This window comes from Trabulsiella odontotermitis (assembly GCF_030053895.1).
GTDB lineage: Bacteria > Pseudomonadota > Gammaproteobacteria > Enterobacterales > Enterobacteriaceae > Trabulsiella > Trabulsiella odontotermitis_C.
Genome location: NZ_CP125781.1, coordinates 3180388 through 3201284 on the forward strand (window position 1 = coordinate 3180388; position 20897 = coordinate 3201284).

16 protein-coding genes are annotated in these 20897 nt (G+C 59.7%); 9 read left to right on the forward strand and 7 right to left on the reverse strand.

Going from position 1 to position 20897, the window contains the following annotated elements; genetic code table 11:
* Position 1: 1 nt before the first annotated feature.
* Positions 2-1177 (reverse strand): isochorismate synthase EntC, encoded by a 1176-nt coding sequence (gene entC / locus QMG90_RS15285; RefSeq protein ID WP_283280476.1) that lies wholly within the window; start codon positions 1175-1177, stop codon positions 2-4.
* 188 nt (positions 1178-1365) lie between these two features.
* Here entC and fepB point away from each other — a divergent pair, with 188 nt between their 5' ends.
* On the forward strand, positions 1366-2325 hold the full coding sequence (gene fepB, locus QMG90_RS15290) for a Fe2+-enterobactin ABC transporter substrate-binding protein (RefSeq protein ID WP_283280477.1): 960 nt from the start codon (positions 1366-1368) through the stop codon (positions 2323-2325).
* 56 nt (positions 2326-2381) lie between these two features.
* Here fepB and entS read toward each other — a convergent pair whose 3' ends face one another.
* Entirely contained in the window at positions 2382-3614 is a 1233-nt protein-coding gene (gene entS, locus QMG90_RS15295) for an enterobactin transporter EntS (RefSeq protein ID WP_283280478.1), read from the reverse strand.
* Positions 3615-3724: 110 nt separating this feature from the next.
* Between entS and fepD the strand changes: the two genes are divergently transcribed.
* From fepD to fepC, 3 genes are read left to right on the forward strand one after another with little or no spacing between them, the layout of a single operon-like run.
* Positions 3725-4732: a Fe(3+)-siderophore ABC transporter permease gene (gene fepD, locus QMG90_RS15300; protein ID WP_283280479.1), complete on the forward strand. Its 1008-nt coding sequence runs from the start codon at positions 3725-3727 to the stop codon at positions 4730-4732.
* Positions 4729-5721, forward strand: a complete 993-nt coding sequence (gene fepG / locus QMG90_RS15305; RefSeq protein ID WP_283280480.1) for an iron-enterobactin ABC transporter permease — start codon at positions 4729-4731, stop codon at positions 5719-5721. The genes fepD and fepG overlap by 4 nt, the downstream gene beginning before the upstream one ends.
* A complete protein-coding gene (gene fepC, locus QMG90_RS15310; protein WP_283280481.1) occupies positions 5718-6518 on the forward strand; it encodes an iron-enterobactin ABC transporter ATP-binding protein in 801 nt (266 codons plus the stop codon). The genes fepG and fepC overlap by 4 nt, the downstream gene beginning before the upstream one ends.
* A gap of 12 nt (positions 6519-6530) precedes the next feature.
* On the opposite strand, the gene entF is transcribed toward fepC, so the two are convergent.
* From entF to fes, 3 genes are read right to left on the reverse strand one after another with little or no spacing between them, the layout of a single operon-like run.
* Entirely contained in the window at positions 6531-10400 is a 3870-nt protein-coding gene (gene entF / locus QMG90_RS15315) for an enterobactin non-ribosomal peptide synthetase EntF (RefSeq protein WP_283280482.1), read from the reverse strand.
* Positions 10393-10614 carry an MbtH family protein gene (locus QMG90_RS15320; RefSeq protein WP_283280483.1) on the reverse strand — a complete coding sequence of 74 codons (222 nt, stop codon included), beginning with the start codon at positions 10612-10614 and terminating at the stop codon, positions 10393-10395. Before QMG90_RS15320 ends, entF begins: the two co-directional genes overlap by 8 nt.
* An 18-nt stretch (positions 10615-10632) precedes the next feature.
* Positions 10633-11838: an enterochelin esterase gene (gene fes, locus QMG90_RS15325; RefSeq protein ID WP_283283978.1), complete on the reverse strand. Its 1206-nt coding sequence runs from the start codon at positions 11836-11838 to the stop codon at positions 10633-10635.
* A gap of 143 nt (positions 11839-11981) precedes the next feature.
* Here fes and QMG90_RS15330 point away from each other — a divergent pair, with 143 nt between their 5' ends.
* Together QMG90_RS15330 and entD are read left to right on the forward strand one after the other, a co-directional pair.
* Complete coding sequence (locus tag QMG90_RS15330) at positions 11982-14222, forward strand: TonB-dependent siderophore receptor (protein ID WP_283280484.1); 2241 nt, start codon at positions 11982-11984, stop codon at positions 14220-14222.
* Between the two features lie 48 nt (positions 14223-14270).
* Entirely contained in the window at positions 14271-14927 is a 657-nt protein-coding gene (gene entD / locus QMG90_RS15335; RefSeq protein ID WP_283280485.1) for an enterobactin synthase subunit EntD, read from the forward strand.
* On the opposite strand, the gene QMG90_RS15340 is transcribed toward entD, so the two are convergent.
* A complete protein-coding gene (locus tag QMG90_RS15340) occupies positions 14905-15852 on the reverse strand; it encodes a transketolase family protein (protein WP_283280486.1) in 948 nt (315 codons plus the stop codon). The two genes, entD and QMG90_RS15340, sit on opposite strands and share 23 nt — an antisense overlap.
* On the reverse strand, positions 15845-16675 hold the full coding sequence (locus QMG90_RS15345) for a transketolase (RefSeq protein ID WP_283280487.1): 831 nt from the start codon (positions 16673-16675) through the stop codon (positions 15845-15847). The genes QMG90_RS15340 and QMG90_RS15345 overlap by 8 nt, the downstream gene beginning before the upstream one ends.
* Before the next feature lie 364 nt (positions 16676-17039).
* Between QMG90_RS15345 and QMG90_RS15350 the strand changes: the two genes are divergently transcribed.
* The 3 genes from QMG90_RS15350 to QMG90_RS15360 all read left to right on the forward strand — a co-directional run bounded on the left by QMG90_RS15350 (position 17040) and on the right by QMG90_RS15360 (position 20865).
* Positions 17040-17990 (forward strand): sugar-binding transcriptional regulator, encoded by a 951-nt coding sequence (locus tag QMG90_RS15350; protein WP_283280488.1) that lies wholly within the window; start codon positions 17040-17042, stop codon positions 17988-17990.
* 341 nt (positions 17991-18331) lie between these two features.
* Positions 18332-19846, forward strand: a complete 1515-nt coding sequence (locus tag QMG90_RS15355; RefSeq protein WP_283280489.1) for an FGGY family carbohydrate kinase — start codon at positions 18332-18334, stop codon at positions 19844-19846.
* Between the two features lie 83 nt (positions 19847-19929).
* Positions 19930-20865 (forward strand): D-ribose ABC transporter substrate-binding protein, encoded by a 936-nt coding sequence (locus tag QMG90_RS15360; RefSeq protein ID WP_283280490.1) that lies wholly within the window; start codon positions 19930-19932, stop codon positions 20863-20865.
* Positions 20866-20897: the final 32 nt, after the last annotated feature.

The following is a 20897-nucleotide window of genomic DNA, read 5'->3' on the forward strand; positions in this document are numbered from 1 at the left end:
CTTAATGCAGGCCAAAAACGTTCAGCATGGTGGAGAGTTTCACGCCGGTTTCGCGCCACTCGGAAAGCGGTGACGACGCAGGCACAATCCCCGCGCCAGCAAACAGACGCACCTGGTTTTCCCGCACGCGAGCGCAGCGGATTGTCACCACCCATTCGCCGTTGCCTTCGTCGTCGCACCAGCCGACGATGCCGCCAAACAGTTCGCGTTCGAAAGGCTCCAGTTCCGCAATCAGGCGCTTCGCGGCCTGATGCGGAAAGCCGCTCAGCGCCGGAGTCGGATGCAGCAGGCAGGCCAGCGACAACGCATTTTCTTCCTCGCGCGCCACGCCTTCGATGGGCGTCGCCAGATGCCACAGCGTCGGGGTGGTCATCAGTTGCGGGGAATCTGGCATCGCCAGCATTTTGCTGCGCGGTGCCAGCACAGTTTTCATCGCCTGGGTCACCAGATCGTGTTCGTGGCGATCTTTCTCCGAAGCCAGCAGCTTATTACCCGCTTCGCGATCCAGCATGTCGTCCGGCTGACGGCGCGCCGAACCGGCCAGCGGCAGAGAGCTGTAGTGCTCGCCCTCTTTGCGCAGCAACAGTTCCGGGCTGGCACCCAGCAGCACACCGCCGTCCGGCAGTGGAATGTGGAAGTTATAGCTCGCCGGATTCTGCGCGATCAGCCGTTCCAGCAGTGCCCCGCTGTCGAGCGGCGCATCGGTCGAAATGTCGATCAGTCGCGAAAGCACCACTTTGTCCACTTCCGGCGTGGCAGTGCGCTCCGCCGCCCGTGCGACCATGGTCATAAAGCTGTCCTGCGCGGGGATTTCCTGACGTGCGGTAACGTTGATTTCCGGCAGCGCTGCCGCGTAACGCGCCGCATGTTGCCTGCGGGTACGCGAAAAAGTTTGCCAGCGTTCAGGAATAAACAGTGCGGAAGGTTGCGTGGTATCAAACGGGATCGCCCCGACCATCACCGGCTTGCGGATCCCGGCGGCTTTCGCGTCGCCGAAGGCGGTGGTTAAGGTTCGCTGGAAGGCGCTGTTGAGGTTGTCCCCGTCTACCACCGGCGTGGTGATACGGCGGAAGCAGCCAGACGCGGTAAAGCTGCGGTAAGGTGACATAAACAAAAAGCGGTCGGGCGACAGCGTAGTCGTTGCATCCAGCACATCCTCAGCCATTGACGTTTCCATATCATCCTCCAAAAACGATAAAGACATTAATAATGATTATCATTTGTATTTTGGTTCGGTAAGCTAAAAGTAATTGCGCGGGATGTCAACCTGTCCGGCAACGTCTTGTGCGTCAAACGCTTGCAACCGTCGCAGCGACTTGTGAAAATGAGACGCATTCACTTCCATATAAAACAGGAACCTTATCCGTGAAATTCCCTTCGTTGTGGCGTAATACCCTGCTGATTTCCGGCCTCTGGCTTTTAGGATTAGCCTCAGCCAGCGCGGCAGACTGGCCGCGTCAGGTGACAGACAGCCATGGTACGCAGACGCTGGAACACAAGCCGACGCGCATTGTCTCCACCAGCGTCACTCTCACCGGCTCGCTGCTGGCGATTGACGCCCCGGTGGTCGCCAGCGGCGCTACCACACCGAATAACCGCGTCGCCGACGATCAGGGTTTTCTGCGCCAGTGGGGTGATGTGGCAAAAGCGCGCAAGCTCACACGGCTGTACATCGGCGAACCCAGCGCGGAAGCTGTTGCCGCACAAATGCCGGATCTGATCCTCATCAGCGCCACGGGCGGTGATTCCGCCATCTCGCTTTACGATCAGCTCTCCGCCATCGCCCCGACGCTCATCATCAACTACGACGATAAAAGCTGGCAGGAACTGCTGGCGCAGCTCGGCACCATTACCGGTCAGGAAAAAGAGGCCACCGAGCGCATTACCAGCTTCAATCAGCAGCTGGCGGCGCTGAAAAAGCAGATGACCCTGCCGCCGCAGCCGGTCAGCGCGCTGGTCTATACCGCTGCGGCGCACAGCGCCAATCTCTGGACGGCCGAATCCGCGCAGGGCAAGCTGTTGCGCCAGCTCGGTTTTACCCTCGCCCCGCTGCCTGCCGGGCTGCACACCAGCCAGAGCCAGGGCAAACGTCACGACATCCTGCAACTTGGCGGTGAAAATCTGGCGACCGGGCTGAACGGTGAATCGCTGTTCCTGTTTGCCGGTGACCAGAAAGACGTTGACGCGATTTACGCTAACCCGTTGCTCGCCCACCTGTCTGCGGTCCAACACCAGCAGGTTTATGCGCTCGGCACCGAAACCTTCCGTCTCGACTACTACAGCGCCATGCTGGTGCTACAGCGTCTGGAAACATTGTTCGGTTGAATGGTTGCGCCAGTGAGACCTGTAGGCCGGGTAAGGTACAGCCGCCACCCGGCATATCAGACAGTGACTTCCCGCCTGAAGGTTCGTAGCTCCCGTAGCAGCCCCGCCAGCAACACGCCGATCAGCGCCAGCACCCACCCGCTGGCGCTGGCGGAAACCACCGGCGTCAGAATCGCCCCGATTCCACCCAGCAGCGCCGCGCCAATCGCGTCTCCGGTAACATTTTGCGCGGTCCACAATCCGTTAATGCGCCCGAGCATCGCTTCCGGCGTTTGCGTCTGGATCAGGGTGTACTGCAACAGCGAACTGATGGCGCTCAGCCAGCCCGCGAACACCAGGCACAGCACGCCAGCGGGCCACCACGGCATTACGCTGAATAATGCCATTGCGATAAATGCAGCGATCGTCGTCAGCAGCATCACCCTGCCCGGTCGCGGCGTCTGTGAAAGCGTGCCGCTGGTCAGCGCGCCCAGCGCCGCGCCAAGCGGGAATGCCGCATACAGCAGGCCAATTTGCGAAGCGGACATCTGCCAGCCCTGCGCCAGCGCCGGATAGAGCACGCGCACGGCGCTCGCCATGGTCAGCAAACCACCCAACAACGCAATGCCGCCAATCAACGGGTGGTGGACCAGAAAACGGATCCCCGCCAGCAGCGAGGCCAGCGGGTGCTCACGCGGTTGCGGCGGTGGCGGCAGCAATGGCAGACGCAGCAGCGTCAGGGTGGTGATAAAGGTGCCGAGCGCCGCCAGCAGGAAATTCCATGCCACACCACCAGACGCCAGCAACAGGCCGCCGATCATCGGCGAAATGACCGACCCCAGACGCACCGTCAGCATGGTGATCGCCCCCGCCTGCATCAGATTTTCCCGCCCGACCAGCGCCGGGGTAGCCGCCAGCAGCGCAGTCACGCCTAACGACGCGAAAAAGCCATCCCACAGGCCGAGCAGGTAAATCGCCAGCAGCGATGGTTCCGGCAACTGCGCGTTCAGCCACAGCCCGAGAAAACCGATGCCGCAGGTGCCGCGCGCCAGCAGGATCAGTTTTTTACGTTCATAACGATCCGCCAGCACGCCGCCCGCCATCAAACCGACAAACATCGCGCTGCCGGTCAGCGTTACCGACAACCCCACCTGCCAGGTGGAGTGGGTCATCGTCTGGATCTGCACCGGGATCGCCACCCCCAGCAAACCGAGCGATAAAATCGAGATAAAGCGGGCAATAAATACAGCGCGATACGCCGGATGCGTTTTCAGCAGGCTCAGGTTGAGCAGCCAGGATTGTCGGTTCATGACGGTGCCTTGAATGATTTTCTTACCCTTTCCGTGGTGGCACATGTTAACATAATCAAATAAGATCGATAACGATAATTACTATCATTATCATACTCATGGATGTACTTATGACATGTGCGAAAACCGCGATGCGCGCCGTTGCCGTGCCCGGTTTGTTGATCCTGTTAATTTTTGCCACGGTGCTCAGCCTGCTTATCGGGGCGAAACCGCTGCCCTTTGGCGTGATTACCGATGCGCTGTCGGGCCGTTGTCAGAGCGCCGATTGCACCATCGTCCTTGATGCGCGCCTGCCGCGAACCCTTGCCGGGCTGCTGGCGGGCGGCGCGCTGGGTCTGGCCGGGGCGCTGATGCAAACCCTGACCCGCAATCCGCTTGCCGACCCGGGCATTCTTGGCGTCAATTCAGGCGCCAGCTTCGCCATCGTGCTCGGCGCGGCGCTGCTCGGCTTTTCTTCACCGCAGGAACAACTGATGATGGCCTTCAGCGGCGCGCTGGCGGCATCGCTGCTGGTGGCGTTTACCGGCAGTCAGGGCGGCGGTCAGCTCAGCCCGGTTCGCCTGACGCTGGCGGGGGTGGCTCTCGGCGCGGTGCTGGAAGGGCTGTCCAGCGGCATCGCGCTGCTCAACCCGGACGTTTACGACCAGTTGCGTTTCTGGCAGGCCGGTTCGCTGGATATCCGCACGCTGCACACGCTGAAAGTGGTGCTGCTGCCGGTACTGATTGCCGGTGCCGTGGCGCTCGGCCTGAGTCGTTCGCTGAACAGTCTGAGCCTTGGTGCCGATACCGCCACCGCATTGGGCAGTCGCGTCGCGCGCACGCAACTTATCGGCCTGCTGGCGATCGCCGTACTGAGCGGCAGCGCCACCGCGATTGTCGGCCCCATCGCCTTTATTGGCCTGATGATGCCGCACATGGCGCGCTGGCTGGTGGGCGCCGATCACCGCTGGTCGCTGCCGGTCACGCTGCTCGCCACCCCCGCGCTACTGCTGTTCGCCGATATTCTCGGCCGCCTGCTGGTTCCTGGTGAACTGCGGGTGTCAGTGGTGAGTGCTTTTATTGGCGCACCGGTGCTGATCTGGCTGGTGCGTCGTCAGCCGAAAGGAGCTGCGCGATGATCGCCCCTTCCCGCCGGTTAGTATTGAGCTGTGTGCTGCTGGTTGCTGCCAGTCTGGCGATAGCGTTGTGGGGCTTGCGAAGCGGCGCGGTCACGCTGGAGCTGAATCAGGTAATCGCCGCGCTGTCTGGCGATGCGCCGCGCAATGTCACGCTGGTAGTGACCGAATGGCGGTTACCGCGGGTGTTGATGGCACTACTGACGGGCGCCGCGCTTGGCGTCAGCGGTGCCATTTTTCAGTCGCTGATGCGCAACCCGCTCGGCAGCCCGGACGTCATGGGCTTCAACACTGGCGCCTGGAGCGGCGTGCTGGTGGCGATGGTACTGTTCGGCCAGCAACTGACCGCCATCGCGCTAGCGGCGATGGTCGGCGGCGTGCTCACCTCGCTGGTAGTCTGGGCGCTGGCCTGGCGCAACGGCATCGACACCTTCCGTCTGATTATTATCGGCATCGGCATTCGCGCGATGCTCATCGCTTTTAATACCTGGCTACTGTTGCGCGCCTCGCTGGAAACGGCACTGTCAGCGGGACTGTGGAATGCCGGATCGCTGAACGGTCTTACCTGGGCGAAAACCTGGCCGTCCGCGCCGCTGATTATCCTCGCGCTACTCTGCGCCACGCTGCTGGTACGGCGGATGCGTCTGCTGGAAATGGGCGATGACAGCGCCTGCGCGCTTGGCGTGCGGATCGAGCGTTCCCGGTTGCTGCTGATGCTGATCGCGGTAATCTTAACCGCCGCAGCCACCGCGCTGGCCGGGCCGATTTCGTTTATTGCGCTGGTGGCACCGCACATCGCCAGACGCCTCAGCGGTACCGCCCGCTGGGGGCTGACGCAATCGGCACTGTGCGGCGCATTACTGCTGACGCTGGCAGATTTCTGCGCCCAGCAACTGTTTTTACCGTACCAGCTCCCGGTGGGCGTGGTGACCGTCAGCCTCGGCGGCATCTACCTCATCGCGTTGTTAATTCAGGAGTCCCGCAAAACATGATCGAGACCTCAGCCCGTCTGCGCGGCGACCAGTTAACCCTCGCTTACGGCAAGAAAATCATTGCCGAACAACTCAGCGTCGCCATACCCGACGGCCACTTCACGGCGATCATCGGCCCGAACGGCTGCGGAAAATCGACGCTGCTGCGCACGCTGAGTCGTCTGATGACGCCGTCGCACGGCCATGTCTGGCTTGATGGCGAGCATATTCAGCATTACCCCAGCAAAGAGGTGGCGCGGCGCATTGGCCTGCTGGCGCAAAACGCCACCACACCTGGCGATATCACCGTGCAGGAACTGGTGGCGCGCGGACGCTACCCGCACCAGCCGCTGTTCACCCGCTGGCGTCAGGAAGATGACGAGGCGGTCACCCGGGCGATGCAGGCCACCGGGATCACCGAACTGGCGCAGCAAAGCGTGGATACCCTTTCTGGCGGCCAGCGGCAGCGGGCGTGGATCGCCATGGTGCTGGCGCAGGAAACCGCCATCATGCTGCTGGATGAACCCACCACCTGGCTGGATATCAGCCATCAGATCGATCTGCTGGAATTACTCAGTGAACTGAATCGCGAGAAAGGCTACACGCTGGCGGCGGTACTGCATGACCTCAACCAGGCCTGCCGCTACGCGACACATATCATCGCCCTGCGTGACGGGAAGATTGTGGCGGAAGGCGCGCCGAAGACGATTATCACTGCCGGACTGATTGAGGCGATCTACGGCCTGCGCTGTACCATCATTGACGACCCGGTAGCCGGTACGCCACTGGTGGTGCCACTGGGTAAACGGGGGCGCTAAGCCCCCTGTGAATTAGCCTAAAATCTCACGCAACACCGGGCCAATCTGTTTAAACGCCTGCGGGGAGATAATCTCCACATGGGCGCAATCCTGACGGTACACTTCCAGCGTTTTTACCCACGGCGCCCAGGCGCGTTGCGGATCCATCCCCTCCGGCAGCGTCTTTTCCGCCACGAACAGTGTCGCGGTACCGTCAAACGGCACGCTGTGTGCCGTGGTCAGCAAACGCACCGCATCGGCATAATTACCTTCGATGGCGCTGAACAGCGCGTCAGACCCCTGCCCCTGCTGCGCGGCAATAAACGCCTCACGCTCGCGGGCAATTTCCGCCAGCACCTCCGGATCGAGACCGTTGGCCTCTTTTTCCGCCCAGTTTTGCGTCTCCGGCGGCCAGGTATCGAGCAGCCCTAAAAACGCTACTGTTTCCCCGCGCTGATGTAAACGGGCAGCGATGCCCTGCGCCAGCGTTCCGCCCAGCGAATAACCGAACAGGTAATACGGGCCTTCCGGCTGCTGCGCCAGCAGCGTATTCAGATGCTGTTCGCAGACCTCGTCGAGCGTTGCGGCGGTCTGCATCGGCCCTGCCGGACGCGGCGACTGAATGCCGGTGATGTTCCAGTGCTCACGCAGATAGCGCGCCAGAACGCTAAACTGCCAGGCAAAACCGGAGGCCGGATGGAAGCAGAACAGCGTCGGGCCGTGGCTTTTTCGCAGCGGTAACACCGCCTCAAACCCCAGCCGCTGCGCCTGCGCATTATCCTCTGCGGTCAGCAACGCGCTCAGTGTCGCCACCGTCGATGCCACCATGATCTGCCCTGGCGTCACCTGCCGGGCAAACGTGCGGCTCAGTTGCGCCGCCAGCCGCATCGCCAGTAGCGAATGACCGCCGAGGGCGAAGAAATCCGCGTCAGCGTCGTTGACCTCACAGCCCAGTAACGCGCTGAATGCCCGCGCGACAGTGGATTCGGTGCCCGGTAACGGCGCACGTCCGCGGGTCGTCGGGGTCAGTTGCGGCAGCGGCAGCGCTTTGCGATCCAGTTTGCCGTTAGCGCTGAGCGGCAGCGCATCCAGTTGCAGAAGCACTGCCGGTACCATGTGTGGCGGCAGTTGTTCACGCAGTTGCGCCTGCAATACGCGGGTGTCCAGCGGCAGCCCGGAAGCAGAAATCAGATAACCCACCAGTTGACGCGCATCGCCACCGGTTGCCGCCGCCTGATTAAACACGCAGGCATGAGCTACCGCCTGCGCGACGTCCGGCAGGGCCGACATCACGCGGTCGATTTCACCCAGTTCAATGCGCTGGCCGCGGATTTTCAGCTGATCGTCGCTGCGACCGAGATATTCCACCGCGCCGTTATCCAGCCAGCGCGCCACGTCGCCAGTGCGGTACATGCGCTCGCCGGGGACAAACGGATCCGCGATAAACCGACTGGCGGTTAAATCCGGCCTGCCCAGATAGCCCTGTGCCAGTTGAATGCCGGTGAGATAGAGATCTCCCGCCACGCCTGGCGGCACCGGGCGCATCATCGCATCGAGAATCCGCAGCCCGGTATTCCATACCGGGAAACCAATCGGCACACTGTTGCCGGTCACTGCGGCCAGTTCTGCTCCACAGGCCGGATACCAGCTGACATCCACCGCCGCTTCCGTCGGGCCGTAAAGGTTATGCAATGGCGTGCCGGTCAGTTGCTCCCATTCGCGGCACAATCCGGTCGGCAGGGCTTCGCCACTACAGAACACCTGTTTCAGGCTCCGGCAACAATCGCGGTTTTCCGCCGTCAGCGAGGCGACAAACGCCGCCAGCATCGACGGCACAAAATGGGTGGTGGTGATGCCATAATGACGGAAGAACTGCTGCATCGCCAGCGGATCGCGGTGCGCTTCCGGCTCCGCCATCACCAGACTTGCACCGGCAATAAACGGCCACCAGAATTCCCAGACCGAGACGTCAAAACTGCACGGCGTTTTCTGCGCCACCACGTCATCCGGCGTTAACGGATAATGATGTTGCATCCACAGCAGGCGATTCACGATGGCGGTTTGCCCGACCATCACCCCTTTCGGGCGCCCTGTCGAGCCGGAGGTAAAAATGATGTACGCGGTGTGTTGCGGGCGGGACAGCGCCAGCGTCGCGCCGTCGGTGACCGGCAGCGGTGCGCTGTAACACAGCGTGTCGATGCCGGAGAAACGCGACAGTTGATCGGCGGAGGTGATCAGCAATGACGGCTGCGCATCGTCCAGCATCATCTGCAGACGGTCATCCGGGTAGCCGGTATCTAATGGCAGCCAGGCGGCCCCGGCTTCGACGATACCGTGCAGCGCCAGGGTCAGAAACACCGAGCGCGGCAACGCCACCGCCACGCTGTCGCCAGGCTTCACACCGCGTTCGCGTAAGCACGTCGCCAGTGCCACCACCTGCTCGCGCATCTCCCGGTAGCTGAACTGCCAGCGAGCATCCAACAGCGCCGTGGCGTCGGGCGTTTTCGCCGCCTGCGCCGCCACCAGTGCGCTGAGGGTGGTTTCCGGCAACATCATGCCGGTATCGTTAATCGCCGCCAGTCGCTGAACCTCAATGGCTGACAGCAGATCAACCTCGCCGCAGCGCAATGCGGGATCTGCCGCAAACTGGCTGAGCATCGCCGTCAGACGGTCAACGTGAGCGGTGAGCGTGGCGTGATCGTAACGCTGTTTATTGGCAAGAATTTCGAGGGTTAAGCCGCCGCTGTCATCCGGGAACAGCGCCAGTTCGAGATCGTTAACCGGGCCAGTGGCAAGGGTGTGAGTGGTCGCGCGAATGCCCGGCAAATCGAGCTGATAGTCAAACACTTTGACGTTCAGCACCGGGCCAAACAGCGGTTCATCACCGGCCGCTTTGCCGCTGTCGCGGACAATCTGCTCGGCATCGTAACGCTGATGGCGGCGCATTTTCTTCAGTTGCGCCGCAAGCCGCTGTGCCAGTTGTGGCAGCGTTTCAGCCGCATTAAGCTGAACCGCCATCGGCAACACGTTGAGCACCGGGCCGGTGGCGGTCAGCGCTGCGGAGCCCATGCGACGCATAAAAATAAACCCGGCGGCGTATTCGGTGCGTCCGCACAACCGACCGAGCCACAGCGTCACCAGCGCCAGTGCCAGATCGGCGCGCTGGCAGTCCATCGCTGCGCTTGCCAGTTGGCTGAACGCCTGGCGATCAGCCGTCAGATGCAGACGCCAGATCTCGGTGGTCGCCGCGCGCCCCGGTAGCGGCAGCGGAGAGAGCGACGCCGGAGACGGCAGTGCTGCGCGTTGCGTGGCCCAGAACTGTTTGTCGCGCTGATACGCCTCGCTGTGCGGGTACTGCTGATACTCTTCCACCACCTCAGCAAACGGCGTAAACGGCGAGGCTGGCGTCGGCTCGCCCTGCTGCCAGGCACGATAAATCGTCACAATCTGGCGGGTTATCGCCGGGAAACTGAAGCCATCCACCAGTAAATGATGATAACGCTGATACCAGTACCAGCGATTGTCAGCAATGCGGAACAGGGCGTGCCTCACCAGCGGGTTGCCGCTGTCGACGCGCAGATCCTGATTAAGATCGGCCTGCATCATCGCCAGCGCGGCAGCATGCGGTTGCGCCTCAGCACGCACATCGACAACCTCCGGGGCGGCAAACGTCAGCGTCTCGTCCAGCCACTGGCTGACCACGCCATCCTGCTCGCGAAAACGCATACGCAGCGTGTCGGCCTGCATCATCCCGGTGATAATCGCCTGGCTCAGCCGCGCGGCATCCAGCTCGCCGCTCAGTTCAACGTAATGCGCCACGCTCCACGCGTTCGGCAATGTGGAAAGCTGCTCGGCCATCCAGATCCCCGGCTGTGCCGCCACCAGTGGAAGATAATTATTCATGTTCGCGTCCTGCACTGGCGTAATGAGCGGGGCTTAACGTAGTAACACGATCTGCCAGCCAGGCGTTGCACTGTTCCACGGATTGCGGCTCGCAGACCGCCAGCCACCCGGCAGGTAATGCGCATTGTTGCGGCCACAGGCAATACTGCTGCTGCGCGTTACGCAGAATGTAAAACTGCCCCTGAGGATCGTCGAAAGGGTTACTGCCCTGCATAGCAAACTCCTGTAGATGTTAGCGTCCGGCGGTGAGCAGCGGTTGCCAGAGCGCGATCAGCCCGGCGGTCAGCCCGCCCCGCCAGCACAGCGCATCATGACCGCCATCTACCGGCCACCAGAGCACCTGTCGGGCGGTGGCCTGCAACGGCGCTAACAGCGCCTGATTAGCGCGAAAGATCACCGGCTCGCGCTCGCCCGCTTCCAGCCAGATGCGTAAACCGTGCGGCGAGGCCTCGCCACGTTTGAGTTGTTCGGGCAACGCGCCCGACTGCTGCCCGCCGCGATGCGGCCACCAGTAAGAGCCGGACTGGCTCAGCACGCAACCAAAGCGCTGCGGCCAGTGCAGCCCGGCGTACATCGCCGCCAGACCACCAAAACTTTGCCCCGCCACCACCGTCTGTTCAGGGCGATCGCTGAACGGTGCCACCGCCCGCACCTGCGGCAACAACTCTTGCTGCACCGCCTGCCAGAAATCGTCGTTACACGGCAGTTCCCGACCACGGGTGGCGGTATCGAGCGCATCAATCAGCACGTACACTGCCGGCGGCAGTTCGCCCTGCTGTGTCAGCGCTGCCAGCGCAGGCCACACAGGCTGGCTTTGCGCCCAGAACTGGCCGTCCAGCAGGATCGCCAGCGGGCGCGTGGCGTCGTTATCGTTACCGGTGGTGAATACCCACACCCGGCGCGTGTTGTGCAATATCGGGCTGCGCCAGGTCAGGCGCACCGGCGGCGTGTACACAGGCGCTGGCAGATTCCAGCCGGGTTGCACCGGCGCGTCCGGCATCTCCAGCACCGACACGGCATGCCCTCGCCCACCCGTCCAGCCCTGCGGATTGCGCGGATCGGCAATCGCCTGCGGCAGCAGTTTTCGCCAGCCGTCACGCAATGCGTTGCGCTCAGGCGTGCCGCTGAACACGTCCGGGGGAAAATCGTCATCACGTTCGGAAGGGATAAAACAATAAGTGCCGCGCCAGTGGGCGGGCAGCAACGTCTGCCACTGCCAGACATCAGTGCCGGGCAGGCGCGTCAGGGTTTGCGGCGTGGCGTTCTGGTGATGATCAGTAACCCCGGTGATATAAATCCACACCCGCTGTACGGCGGAGATTTGCTCACTACCGGCCGGATCGCGCCACCAGAACGTGACGCGATAACCGTCACCTTCCGGCTGCCATTGCGGGCCTTTTTTCTCCGCCCACCATCTTTCACTACCTGCCGTTAACATCTCCGCCACATTAACCCCATGTTTACACTGTATTTTGTGGTATCACTCAAAATATACTGATAATACTATTGATAACTATTTTCATTTGCAATAGCGTAATGCCGCGCGTTTTTTAATTCAGACCTTTCACATCGGGAATAAAAATGAATAACAAGATCAAATCCCTGGCCTTGTTGGTCAATCTGGGAATTTACGGGATTGCATTACCATTGCACGCAGAAGAGACCACCGACGAGAAAACCGCGGCAGCGGAAGAGACGATGGTGGTCACTGCGGCACAACAAAACCTTCAGGCGCCGGGTGTGTCTACCATCACCGCCGACGAAATCCGCAAGAATCCGGCGGCGCGCGATGTCTCTGAGATCATCCGCACTATGCCGGGCGTGAACCTCACCGGGAACTCCACCAGCGGTCAGCGCGGCAACAACCGGCAAATCGACATCCGTGGGATGGGGCCGGAAAACACGCTGATCCTGATCGACGGTAAACCGGTCACCAGCCGCAACGCCGTGCGTCTTGGCTGGCGCGGCGAGCGTGACACCCGTGGCGACACCGGCTGGGTACCACCGGAGATGATCGAACGCATCGAAGTGATCCGTGGCCCGGCCGCCGCCCGTTACGGCAACGGTGCCGCTGGTGGTGTGGTGAACATCATCACCAAAAAAGGCGACAACGACTGGCACGGCTCATGGAATACCTATTTCAATGCGCCGGAGCATAAAGACGAAGGTGCCACCAAACGCACCAACTTCAGCCTGAACGGCCCGCTGGGCGGCGATTTCAGTTTCCGTCTGTACGGCAACCTCGACAAAACCCAGGCCGATGCGTGGGATATCAACCAAGGGCATCAGTCTGAACGTACCGGGATTTATGCCAACACCTTGCCCGCCGGGCGTGAAGGGGTGATCAATAAAGATATTAACGGCGTGCTGCGCTGGGACTTTGCGCCGATGAATTCGCTGGAGTTTGAAGCGGGCTACAGTCGCCAGGGCAACCTCTACGCGGGCGATACGCAGAACACCAACAGTAACGATCTGGTGAAAGAGAACTACGGTAAAGAGACTAACCGTCTCTATCGCCAGAACTACTCGCTCACCTGGAACGGTGGCTGGGACAACGGCGTCACCACCAGTAACTGGGTGCAGTACGAACACACCCGCAATTCGCGTAAAGGCGAAGGGCTGGCGGGCGGCACCGAGGGGATTTTCAGCAGCAATAAATTCGTGGATATCGATCTCTCTGACCTGATGTTGCACAGCGAAGTCAGCCTGCCGCTGGATCTGCTGGTCAACCAGAACCTGACGCTGGGCACCGAGTGGAACCAGCAGCGCATGAAAGACATGGCGTCGAACACCCAGGCGTTCATGGGCGGCAACATTCCTGGCTCCAGCAGTACCGACCGCAGCCCCTATTCGCAAGCAGAAATCTTCTCGCTGTTTGCTGAAGACAACATGGAGCTGACCGATTCCACCATGCTGACCCCGGCGCTGCGTTTTGATCATCACAGTATCGTCGGCAACAACTGGAGCCCGTCGCTGAACCTGTCGCAGGGACTTGGCGATGACTTCACGCTGAAAATGGGTATCGCCCGCGCCTACAAAGCGCCGAGCCTCTATCAGACCAACCCGAACTACATTCTGTACAGCAAAGGCCAGGGCTGCTACGCCAGCGGCACCGGCGTGGGTTGCTACATGATGGGTAACGACGATCTTAAAGCGGAAACCAGCATCAACAAAGAGATTGGCCTGGAGTTCAAACGTGATGGCTGGTTAGCGGGCGTGACCTGGTTCCGTAACGACTATCGCAATAAAATCGAAGCGGGCTATGCGCCAATTAGCCAGACGTCGAAAGGCTCGACGAAAACTGACATCTACCAGTGGGAAAACGTGCCAAAAGCAGTGGTTGAAGGGCTGGAAGGCACCCTGAATGTACCGGTCACCGACACGGTGAACTGGACCAACAACATCACTTACATGTTGCAGAGTAAAAACAAAGAGACCGGCGATCGCCTGTCGATCATCCCGGAGTACACGCTCAACTCGACGCTGAGCTGGCAGGTACTTCAGGATGTCTCTGTGCAATCCACCTTTACGTGGTACGGCAAGCAGCAGCCGAAGAAATACAACTATAAAGGTCAGCCGGTCACCGGTTCTGAAACCAATGAAGTCAGCCCGTACAGCATCGTTGGCCTGAGCGCGACCTGGGACGTCACTAAAAACGTCAGCCTGACTGGCGGTGTGGATAATGTCTTCGACAAACGCCACTGGCGTGCCGGGAATGCCCAGACCACCGGCGGCAGCACTGGCTATATGTATGGCGCAGGCGCGGAAACGTATAACGAATCCGGCCGTACGTGGTACATGAGTGTTAACACGCACTTCTGATAGCCCTTCGCCCTCTCTCCTGTGGGGAGAGGGCAGCCGGAGACAATCATGAATGTTCAGCACCACACATTTCCCTTCGCCGGTTGTCTCATCCATCAGGTCGATTTTGACCCCGCCACGTTACACCAGGACGATCTGCTCTGGCTTCCCCATCACGCACAGCTTCACCAGGCCGGACGCAAACGTCAGGCCGAACATCTGGCAGGGCGAATCGCCGCCGCGCACGCCATCAAAGCGTTAACCGGTCGCGCCACCGTGCCTGACATCGGGCCGCAGCGTGAGCCGTGCTGGCCGGATGGTATTCGCGGCAGCATCAGCCATTGCGGTCAGCAGGCGCTGGCCGTCGTGACAGAAAATGAAAAGGCGCTGGTAGGGATTGATGCGGAGAGTGTGCTCAACGAACCAGAAGCGAAAGAAATCTGGCAGAGTGTAATAAAGGAAAGCGAACGCCAGTGTCTGACATCACTGCCCTTTGCGCTGAGCGTGACGCTGGCGTTCAGCGCCAAAGAGAGTCTGTACAAAGCCCTGCACCGGCGCGTTAACCGGCTGTTCGGCTTTGCCAGCGCAGAGGTGATGGCCGTTACGCCGCATACCCTGACGCTGGCGCTGACGGCGCCTCTGGCGGATTTCGCCAAAGACACCGTCTTTACCCTTCACTGGCAGCAGGAGGGCAACCGGGTGCTCACCCTGCTTTGTGCAGCATAGCCTCTGCCTGCGCGGCAATGCTCGCGGCATCAAAACCGTGGCGCTGACGCAGATAGGCGCGATCCGATGCCGCCGCGTATTCGCCGTCAGGAATACCCAGCCGTTTGAGTGTGGCAGGCAGTGCGGATTCAGCCATCACTTCCGCCACCAGACTCCCCAGACCGCCATTGATATTGTGCTCTTCCACTGTAATCACCGCATGGCAGCCAGACAGCGCCGCGCGTAACGCGTCGGTGTCGCAGGGGCGAATGGACGGCACGCTAATCACTTTCGCCTGAACACCCGCGTCCGCCAGCCGCGTGGCGGCATCGACGATTTCATGCACCGTGGAGCCTGTCGCCACCAGCGCAATGTCGCGCCCTTCACGCAACGTCACTACCGCGCCCGGCGTAAAGCGATAACGCTCGTCATACAGTTCCGGCAGGGCTTTACCGTCCATGCGGATGTAGACCGGGCCGACATAGCCCAGCGCGTACTCGATAATCTGTCGGCACTCCCGCGGCGACGACGGTGCGAAAATCTGGATGCGGCCAAAACCACGCATCACCGCGAGATCGTCAATCGAGTGGTGAGTGCTTGCTAACGGGCCGTAGCTGCCGCCCGCGTTCAGGCCAAACAGCTTCACGTTGGTGTTGTTGTAGCAGATATCGACTTTGATTTGTTCATTGGCGCGGGAGATCAAAAACGGTGCCGCGTTACAGGTCACTGCCACTTTGCCGCCCAGCGCCAGCCCGGCGGCGGTGCCGACCATGCTCTGCTCGGCAATCCCGACGTTGACCACCCGGCCGGGAAACTTCTGCATGAACGGTGAAATTTTTGCCGTGGAGGTGGAGTCCGCGACCACCGGTACCAGGTCAATCCCCTGCTCTACCGCGTCGATAAACGCCTGCACCATCACCGTCGCCAGATGTTCTGCATTACTCATCTTTCAGTTCCTCCAGAGCCAGCTCAATCTCATCGCCTTTCGGTACCCGGTGGTGCCACTCCGGCCGCCCCTGGATAAAGGAAATGCCTGCACCTTTGGTGGTATTGGCGATAATCACGTTCGGTTTCCCTTCCTGCTTCAGCCCTTCAATCGCCGCCACCACTGATGCCATGTCGTTGCCCTGGCATTCAGTTACCTGCATTCCGAAGGCGCGCCATTTGTCCGCCAGCGGATCGGTATTCATGATGTCGCGCGTGGCGCCCGCCAGCTGAAGATTGTTCTTGTCATTAATGATGACGATGTTGTCCAGACCGTAATGCGCAGCGGCCAGCGCGGCTTCCCAGTTGCTGCCTTCGGCCAGCTCACCGTCGCCGGTGATGAGGAAAATGCGGCGGCGGCTGTTGTCGCGTTTTGCCGCCAGCGCCAGCCCGACCGCCACCGGCAGACCGTGACCTAATGCACCGGTATTCAGCTCGATGCCCGGTGTTTTCTGCCGTACCGGGTGGCCCGGAAGATGGGAATCGGCATGCTGATAAGTCGCCAGCCAGTCAACCGGGAAGAAACCCGCTTCGGCCAGCACACAGTAGTAGCACCCCACCGCATGCCCTTTTGACTGGATATAAATATCCCGCTCGTTATCATCAATGCGATCAGGCGCGACGTTGAGAATGCGGAAGTACAGCGCGGTCAGCAATTCAACCTGCGACAGATCAGCCCCAGTGTGACCGCCCGCCGGGCTGTTGGCGTTCAGCCTGACGATGTGCCGCCGTACGGCACGTGCTTTGCGCTCCAGCGCTTCAATATCATAGTTATAGGGATTCATTTAATACCTCTGAATTTAATTTCAATATGGAATATTTATTCCAACAGGAACTAAAAAAACCAGAAATCCCCCGACAACGCACGACAGGACTGACGCCGTTGGAACGTATTCAGGTACATTCTGCCTCCTCCCCACCCGGCACCACAGCACCCGGCGTATTTTCAGTTGACCTGGAATCACCCTGAATATATATTCAATAATGACTCTTTATTCAATTATGGTATCACTGTTGAGAAATTGTCCATAGCTGTTTTAGAGGATTGGTGAAAATTTGCGTTGCATCACACTTAAGCGCGCTTTTTTGTCGCGTAACGTGATGGGCTCAAACATAATGGCTGCAATTAACGACTTTCTGGGGATCTACATGGCTAAGCAGGATGAACAACGGCTATTGGTAAAAATCGCAACCCTTTACTATCTGGAAGGACGCAAACAGTCCGATATCGCTCAACTTCTCTCGCTTTCTCAGTCATTTGTCTCCCGGGCGATCACCCGCTGCCAGAAAGAGGGCGTGGTGAAAATCAGCGTCGTCCAGCCGTCCAATATTTTTCTCAATCTGGAAAAAGGAATTGAAGACCGTTTCGGCATCAAGCAGGCCGTGGTGGTGGATACCGAAGAGGACGCCTCCGATCACACCATCAAACGCGCCATCGGCTCGGCAGCGGCGCACTATCTGGAAACCCGTCTGCGGCCCAAAGATCTGGTCGGCGTCTCCTCATGGAGTTCCACCATCCGCGCGATGGTCGATGAAGTCCACACCCAGAATCTCAAAGCGGGCGGTGTGATCCAGTTGCTCGGCGGCGTCGGGCCGAACGGCAACGTACAGGCCACTATTCTGACGCAAACCCTCGCCCAGCAACTGAACTGTAACGCCTGGCTGCTTCCTTCACAGAGCATTGAAGGGTCAGTGCAGGAGAAAAACCGGCTGACCGCCAGCAAGGACGTGGCCGATGTGATTGCCCGTTTTGACGAAGTGGACATCGCCATCGTTGGCGTCGGTATTCTCGAACCGTCGCAACTGCTGAAAACCTCGGGAAACTACTACGGCGAAGAAATGCTGCACGTACTGGCCGAACGCGGCGCGGTAGGTGACATCTGCCTGCACTACTATGACAAACAGGGGAACGCGGTGTTAACGGATGATGAAGATCCGGTCATCGGTATGGCGCTGGAAACGGTTAAAAAATGCCCAAATGTTATCGCACTGGCGGGTGGCATTGATAAGGTCGGCGCTATCAAAGGCGCGCTCACCGGCGGTTATATTGATGTTTTAATCACCGATTACCCGACCGCCAGAGAACTGATGAAATCCTGATTTTCAACCCCGGTTTTATTCTCCTGCCTTTGCGTGCTCAAAAAACGCGCAAAGGCGGAATCCATAAAGCAACTATTTTTCAATAGGTTACAGGCTAGTTTTCCTTCTCATTTTTCCCGCTGCTTACCTTTTCTTTGTGACGATAAATGTGATTATCAGCACAAATGATGATTTTGCCAGTGGCCCGCTCGTATGAATCTGGCTAAGGTATTAAATAAATAATCAACACCGAATATATATTCAGTGATTGCAAAAGTGATAACGAAATGTCACACCGAAACCTGACAGAAACGCGATGCCACCACCAGGGGCAGGCCGGAGTGTGACGCAGGAGAAAAACTATGTTCACAGCCACAAAAGAGATCATTATTGCGCTGGACGAAGGGACAACCAATGCCAAAGCCGTCGCACTTGACGGCCGCGGCAACGTTGTCGCCCGTTTTTCTCAACCGCTCGCCATCCAGACGCCACGCGAAGGATGGGTCGAGCAATCCGGTGAAATGCTGGTCAGCGCCTCGCTGCAGGTCATTGCACAGGCGGTCGCGCAGGTCGGGGCGGAGAATGTCGCCGCTCTGGCGATCAGCAACCAGCGGGAAACCGCCATCGGCTGGTATCGCAGCAGTGGGAAACCGCTGAATGCGGCCATTACCTGGCAGTGCACGCGTGGTGCAGGTTTTTGCGAAGCATTGCGACGCGACAACCTGGAGCAGCAGATCAAAACCGTCACTGGTCTGCCCGTCTCACCGATGTTTTCCGCATCCAAAATGCGCTGGTTGCTGGAATCGGTGCCTGACGGGCAGCAGCTGGCGGAGGATGGCGAGATCTGCCTCGGTACGATCGACAGCTGGCTGCTGTGGAATCTGACTGGCGGCGCGCAATTCAGCTGCGACTTTTCCAACGCCTCGCGCACCCAGTTGCTCAATCTGCAAACCGGGCAGTGGGACGACGAGATGCTGAAAGTGTTCCGCATTCCGCGCAACGCTTTGCCAGAGATAAAACCCTCCAGCGGCCTGTTTGGTTATACCCGTGGCTTACCGGCCATTCCTGACGGCATCCCGGTAATGTCGATGGTGGGCGACTCCCACGCGGCGCTGTTCGGGCATGCGCTGGGCGAGTTGGGCTGTGTTAAAGCCACCTATGGCACCGGATCGTCGGTAATGGCGCCGGTCAGCACCGCCCAGTGCAATATCGACGCTTTAGCCACCACCATCGCCTGGCATGACGGCGAACGGCTGATTTACGGGCTGGAAGGCAATATCCCGCACACCGGCGATGCCGTGGCGTGGATGGCGGACAGCACCGGGCTGAGCGAACTGTCAGAGAAAGAACTCACTCATGAACTCAACACCCTGCCCGCCTCGGTGGAATCGACGCTCGGCGTCTATTTCGTTCCGGCGTTGACAGGGCTCGGCGCGCCCTGGTGGGATCCGCAGGCGCGCGGCGTGATTTGCGGGCTCAACCGCGGCGTGAAGCGCGCGCATCTGATCCGCGCTGCGCTGGAATCGATCACCTATCAGATTGCCGATGTGGTGGTGGCGATGCGCCAGCACAGCGACTTTACCCTTACCGCGCTGATGGTCGATGGCGGCCCGACGAAAAATGACTGGTTAATGCAGTATCAGGCCGATTTGCTCGGTTGCCCGGTAATGCGCAGCGATGTACCGGAACTGTCGGCGATCGGCGCGGCGTTGCTGGCGCGAAAAGCGCTGACCCAGGTGTCCGTGCAGGAAATGAAAGCGTTTCTTGCGCTGCACAGTGAATTCCGCCCGGATGCCGATCGCCATCAGCGATTGCAGGCCCGGTGGCAAGGCTGGCGGGATGCCGTGGAACGCACGCTATGGAAGCCGACCCATTAAGCCCTCTACAGAAACTGAAAAGTATTAAAGCCTTACGTTGTTTCAACCGTACCCGACAATAACTATATAGAGAGAACATTGTCATGAAATTACGTTTATCGCTGTTAACCGTTGCTACCCTGACTGCTTTTTCTCTGTCTGCCCAGGCCGCAGAGAGAGGCACGATTATGATCCTTGTGAACTCACTGGATAACCCGTACTACGCCTCTGAGGCGAAAGGCGCCAGTGAAAAAGCGAAGGAGCTGGGGTATTCCACCACCATTCTTTCTCACGGTGAGGACGTTAAAAAACAGAACGAACTGATTGATACCGCCATCGGTAAAAAAGTTCAGGGGATCATCCTCGATAACGCCGATTCCACCGCCAGCGTCGCCGCCGTTAAAAAGGCCAAAGACGCCGGTATTCCGGTGGTCCTGATTAACCGTGAAATCCCGGTCGATGACGTGGCACTGGTGCAGATCACCCACAACAACTTCCAGGCCGGTTCTGAAGTCGCCAACGTTTTCGTCGAGAAAATGGGCGAAAAAGGCAAATACGCGGAACTGACCTGCAACCTGGCGGATAACAACTGCGTCACCCGCTCTAAATCGTTCCACCAGGTGATCGACCAGTACCCGGATATGGTCAGCATTGCCCGCCAGGATGCCAAAGGCACGCTGATCGACGGCAAACGCATTATGGACAGTATTCTGCAGGCGCACCCTGACGTGAAAGGCGTGATCTGCGGTAACGGTCCGGTTGCCCTCGGCGCGATTGCAGCGCTGAAAGCCGCAAACCGTACCGACGTGGTGGTGGTGGGTATCGACGGCAGCAACGACGAGCGCGATGCGGTGAAAGCCGGCTCTCTCCAGGCCACTGTGATGCTGCAGGCACAGGCCATTGCAGCGCAAGGGGTGACCGATCTCGATAACTACCTGCAACACGGGAAAACCCCGGAAAAACAACGCGTGATGTTCCGCGGCGTCCTGATTGAAAAGGACAACGCAGACAAAGTACAGGATTTCAATATCAAGTCCTGAGTTCGGGTTGTCGCGCCCCCGCTCCGGGGGCG